The organism is Mycolicibacter arupensis (assembly GCF_002086515.1).
In the GTDB taxonomy this organism is placed as follows: domain Bacteria; phylum Actinomycetota; class Actinomycetes; order Mycobacteriales; family Mycobacteriaceae; genus Mycobacterium; species Mycobacterium arupense.
The window spans coordinates 1-4,867 of the sequence record NZ_MVHH01000093.1 but is presented as its reverse complement, the minus strand read 5'-3'; the positions used below and the strand labels follow the sequence as shown (position 1 = coordinate 4,867).

The following is a 4,867-nucleotide window of genomic DNA, read 5'->3' as shown; positions in this document are numbered from 1 at the left end:
ATGCCGACATGAATGTGGAGGTCGATGCCGAATGGGCGCCACCGACCGGTGGGGGACCGCTGGCTTCCGACGGCAGCGCGGGCGGACTCGGCTTCGAAGGCGGTGCCATCAAACACGCTGTGCGGGAAACGGGATTGACCACCGTGGCAGGGGACTCGTTCCAGAGCGCTCCCACTGAGCCGCTACTGCCGGCCAGCTGGACCCGACAGTCGAGCGAAGGAGCCGATGGCCACGGACAGAGCTGATCACCGCTAAACACAAGGCAATCGATGTGGACAGGGAGTAGACGATGAGTTTTTTGGATGCACATATTCCGCAGTTGGTGGCGTCGGAGTCGGCCTTTGGTGCCAAGGCGGCGTTGATGCGCTCGACGATGGCGCAGGCGGAGCAGGCGGCGTTGTCGGCGCAGGCGGTGCACGTGGGTGAGGCGGCGGCGGCGTTTCAGGGATCGCATGCGCGGTTTGTGGCGCTGGCGGCGAGGGTGAATGCGTTGCTGGACACAGCGCAGGTGAACTTGGCGGATGCGGGTAGCACGTATGTGGCGGCCGATGCCGCGGCGGCGAGCTCCTACACCGGATTCTGACGAGAAAGGATTTCAGTGATGTCGCAGATTCTGTACAACTACCCGGCGATGCTGGCGCACGCCGCGGAGATGAATGGGTACGCGGGCACTTTGCAGGCCGTCGGTGCCGACATTGCCACTGAGCAGGCAGCGTTGCATGCCGCATGGCAGGGCGATACCGGACTGACCTATCAGGCGTGGCAGGTGCAGTGGAATCAGGCCATGGAGGAGCTGGTGCTGGCTTATCGGGCGATGGCGTCTACCCATGAAGCCAACACGTTGCTGATGAACGCCCGCGACACCGCCGAAGCAGCCCGCTGGGGCTGAGTCCTAAAGTCGTCCTTTCGTGCGTCGAATCCGACGCGCCAATCCATAACACCACCCGCGCCGAAACAGCGTTGGGCCAATCGCTGCCCATGATCCGTCGTCGGCGCAGTGCTCGAACATCACACACAAAACACCCAGCACAACCCCGAGGAGAAAACTATGCCCAGCAGCTCGTCGCCCACCCGCACCGACCTCGAAGTGGTGAAACTGGGCGAATACATCGGCGCCCGGATCGACGGCGTCCAGTTGAGCGGTGACTTGGACAACGAAACCGTCACCGCGATCAATGACGCGTTGGTAACCCACAAGGTCATCTTCTTCCGGGACCAGCACCACCTGGACGATGTCAGCCAATTCGAGTTCGCTCAGCTGCTGGGTACACCGACCGCCCCGCACCCGCTGCTGAAGGGCGAAGGCGCAATCCTTCCGATCGACTCGTTCGGCGGTACCGCCGCCAACAGTTGGCACACCGACGTCACCTTCGTCGATCGGGCCCCCAAGGCCTCACTGCTTCGCGCCGTGGAGCTGCCGCCTTACGGCGGAACCACTCTGTGGGCGAACACCGTGACTGCCTACGAGCAGCTGCCGAACCCGCTGGCCCGGCTGGCAGACGAGCTCTGGGCCATCCACAGCAACGCCTTCGACTACACCCAGCTCGACCTGACGGACTCCAAGCAGCTGGAGAAGTACGCCGACCTTCTGCAAACCGAAGAGTTTCAGCAGTACATCCAGACGTTCAACTCCACCACCTACGAGACGCAGCACCCCGTGGTCCGAGTGCACCCCGAGAGCGGAGAGCGTTCCCTGCTGCTGGGCAACTTCGTGCAGCGAATCGCCGAGGTCAAGCACTCCGAGTCGCGGGCCCTGTTCCAACTGTTCCAGGAGCGAATCACCCGGCCGGAGAACACCACCCGGTGGAACTGGCAGCTGGGCGACCTGGCGATCTGGGACAACCGATCCACCCAGCACTACGGAGTCTCCGACTTCGGTCAGGCGCACCGGCGGTTGCACCGCATCACCCTTGCCGGCGACATTCCCGTCAGCGTCCACGGCGAGCGCAGCCGAGTGATCCAGGGAGATGCTTCGGCGTACTCCGTCATCGGAGAGCCTCGAGCGGTGGCATAAGCCACCGTTCGATTCGGGCCGTGCAGCGTTGAGTGGGAAGTGATCTGAGAATGAGTAACCGTGACGTGGGTGTGCTGGACGCACGCACCGCCACAACCAGAGTGGATGCCGACATCGTCAGCCGGTTCGCCACCTGCAGCAGGGCACTGGGCGTCGCGGTCCACGGTCGGAGACGGCCCGCCGACCTGGCCGCGGCTCGCACCGGTTTCGCCGCGTTGACCCGCGTCGCCCACGAACAGTGCGATGCATGGGTGGGACTGGCGGCAGCCGGTGACACGTCGCCACGGGTGCTGGAGGCGGTGTGGCGCACCGCACCCACGGTGGGAGTACTGCAGCGCAAGCTCGATCTTCCACAGGGCGAGTTGGGCTTTCACTACGACTCGGGTCTGTATCTGAAGTTCCGTGCCACCGATACCGACGACTTCAACCTGGCCTACGCCGCAGCGCTGGCTGCTGCCGGCCGGTTCGGCGAGGCGAATCGGATCGTCATCGAGCTCGCCGAGCGCCGGCCGACCTTCCGCGACGCCCGCTGGATCGCCATCGTGATTCACTATCGGGCGCAGCGGTGGTCGGACGTCGTCAAGCTGTTGACGCCGATCGTCAACGATCCTGGACTCGACGAGCTTTTCGCCCATGCCGCCAAGATCGCTCTGGGCACGGCGCTGGCCCGGCTGGGTATGTATGCGCCGGCGTTGTCGTACCTCGAGGAGCCCGAAGGTCCGATCGCAGCAGCCGCCACCGATGGGGCGCTGGCGAAAGGATTGGTCCTGCGGGCCCAGGAAGATGAGGAGTCTGCGGCGGAGGTGCTGCAGGACCTCTATGCGGCCAATCCGGAGAACGAAGAGGTCCAGCATGCCCTGCTGGACCACAGTTTCGGGATCGTCACGACCACTGCGGATCGGATTGCGGCGAGGACCGATCCCTGGGACCCCGCGACCGAGCCGGCGGAAGCCGACTTCATCGATCCCGGATCGCACGAACGCAAGGCAGAGCTACTGGCTGAGGCCGAGCGGGAACTCGCCGAGTTCATCGGCCTGGACGAGGTGAAGGATCAGGTTCAGCGGCTGAAGAGCTCCGTGGCGATGGCGATCCGGCGTGAACAGCATGGCTTGGCCGTGGCCCAGCGCGCGCACCACCTTGTCTTTGCTGGGCCGCCTGGGACGGGTAAGACCACCATTGCCCGCGTGGTGGCCAAGATCTACTGCGGCCTGGGGCTGTTGAAAAAGGAGAACGTGCGAGAGGTCCACCGGGCCGACCTGATCGGTCAGCACATCGGGGAGACCGAGGCCAAGACCAATGCGGTCATCGACAGTGCGCTCGATGGCGTGCTGTTCCTTGATGAGGCCTATGCCCTGGTGGCCACGGGCGCCAAGAATGACTTCGGCCTGATTGCCATCGACACGCTGCTGGCGCGCATGGAGAACGACCGCAACCGTCTGGTGGTGATCATCGCGGGTTACCGGGCCGATCTCGACCGATTCCTGGACACCAACGAAGGCCTGCGGTCGCGGTTCAGCCGCAGTATCGACTTCCCGTCCTACACGGCCGACGAGCTGGTGGAGATCGCCACGGTGATGGCGGAACACCGCGACAGCGTCTTTGAGCCCTCAGCACAGGAAGACCTGCAAGCGTTGTTCGCGCGCTTGGCGGCGGCCTCGCACCCGGATGCCAATGGTGTTGATCGGCGCAGCCTCGACATCGCCGGTAACGGCCGGTTCGTGCGAAACCTGGTGGAGCGCTCCGAGGAAGAGCGTGAATTCCGGCTTGACCATTCCGAGCAGGCGGGCACCGAGGCGTTCACCGATGAGGAGCTCATGACCATCACTGCCGACGATGTTCGTAACTCGGTGGCACCGTTGCTGCGCGGCCTCGGATTGGAGGTGCAGGCGTGAGCGAGCAGTTCGATGGATCTGAGGACGGGCGGCGTTCGTTCGCTTCGCGCACTCCGGTCAACGCCAACCCCGACCGGGTGGAGTACCGGCGCGGGTTCGTCACCAAGCACCAGGTGAGCGGCTGGCGGTTTCTGGTCCGGCGGATCGCCTCCGGCGTAGCGCTGCACGACACCCGGATGTTGGTGGAGCCATTGCGCGCGCAGTCTCGTTCGGTGCTGATGGGCGCGGTCTTGCTGGTGGCCGGTTTGGCGGGCTGCTTTGTCCTGACCCTGATTCGGCCCAACAGTGCGGCCGATGGTGATCCGGTGCTGGCGGATCGGTCGACGTCGGCGTTGTATGTGCGGGTCGGTGATCAGTTGCACCCGGTGCTGAACCTGACTTCGGCGCGACTGATCGCGGGCCGGCCCGTCGACCCGACTCCGGTGAGACAGGAGGTCCTCGACAAGTTCCCGCGGGGCAATCTGTTGGGAATCCCCGGCGCCCCCGAGCGGACGGTGCAAAATGCCTCCGCCGATGCCGACTGGACGGTGTGCGACGCGGTGTCGGGCACTGCCAGCGGAGTTACCTTGGTCGCAGGACCGTTGGACAGCAGCGGCTCTCGCGCCGAGACTCTAGAGCCCGACCACGCGGTGCTGGTCGATAACGGTGCAGGGGTCTGGTTGTTGTGGGACGGCAAGCGCAGCCGGATCGACCTCAGCGATAGGGCCATCACCGCCGCGCTGGGTTTGGATGCCGCGGCGAAGCCGCGGCCGATCGCTGCCGGGTTGTTCAACGTGGTCCCCGAAGCGCCGCCCTTGACGGCACCGGCGATCCCCGAGCTGGGAAGCCTCCCGTCTTACGGTTTGCCGGTGCCCGTCGGTGGGGTGGTCGTCGCCCATGAAGTTGCAGGCAGCTCCGATGGTGGATTGCGTTATTACGCGGTGTTGGAGGATGGTTTGCAGCCGATTTCGGGTGTGTTGGC

At 64.8% G+C, this 4,867-nt stretch carries 6 protein-coding genes; all 6 read left to right on the top strand.

Annotated features, from left to right (window positions below; translation table 11 throughout):
* The coding region (locus BST15_RS22300; protein WP_474623353.1) for a PPW family C-terminal domain-containing PPE protein at positions 1-245 on the top strand (245 nt) is incomplete at its 5' end.
* A 44-nt stretch (positions 246-289) separates the two neighbouring features.
* Entirely contained in the window at positions 290-583 is a 294-nt protein-coding gene (locus BST15_RS20640; RefSeq protein ID WP_046187970.1) for a hypothetical protein, read from the top strand.
* 18 nt (positions 584-601) lie between these two features.
* Positions 602-889 carry a WXG100 family type VII secretion target gene (locus tag BST15_RS20635; protein WP_046187971.1) on the top strand — a complete coding sequence of 96 codons (288 nt, stop codon included), beginning with the start codon at positions 602-604 and terminating at the stop codon, positions 887-889.
* Positions 890-1,048: 159 nt separating this feature from the next.
* Positions 1,049-2,014, top strand: coding sequence for a TauD/TfdA dioxygenase family protein (locus BST15_RS20630; RefSeq protein ID WP_046187990.1), 966 nt, complete (start codon positions 1,049-1,051; stop codon positions 2,012-2,014).
* Between the two features lie 50 nt (positions 2,015-2,064).
* Complete coding sequence (gene eccA / locus BST15_RS20625) at positions 2,065-3,906, top strand: type VII secretion AAA-ATPase EccA (RefSeq protein ID WP_046187972.1); 1,842 nt, start codon at positions 2,065-2,067, stop codon at positions 3,904-3,906.
* A partial coding sequence (gene eccB, locus BST15_RS20620) for a type VII secretion protein EccB (RefSeq protein WP_083071161.1) occupies positions 3,903-4,867 on the top strand: 965 nt, incomplete at its 3' end. The genes eccA and eccB, both read left to right, overlap by 4 nt.

What these genes read in the sequence shown, in the direction of transcription:
- eccA (WP_046187972.1), top strand. Translation starts at nt 2,065, where the DNA reads ATGAGTAACCGTGACGTGGGTGTGCTGGACGCACGCACCGCCACAACC.
- BST15_RS20630 (WP_046187990.1), top strand. Translation starts at nt 1,049, where the DNA reads ATGCCCAGCAGCTCGTCGCCCACCCGCACCGACCTCGAAGTGGTGAAA.
- BST15_RS20635 (WP_046187971.1), top strand. Translation starts at nt 602, where the DNA reads ATGTCGCAGATTCTGTACAACTACCCGGCGATGCTGGCGCACGCCGCG.
- BST15_RS20640 (WP_046187970.1), top strand. Translation starts at nt 290, where the DNA reads ATGAGTTTTTTGGATGCACATATTCCGCAGTTGGTGGCGTCGGAGTCG.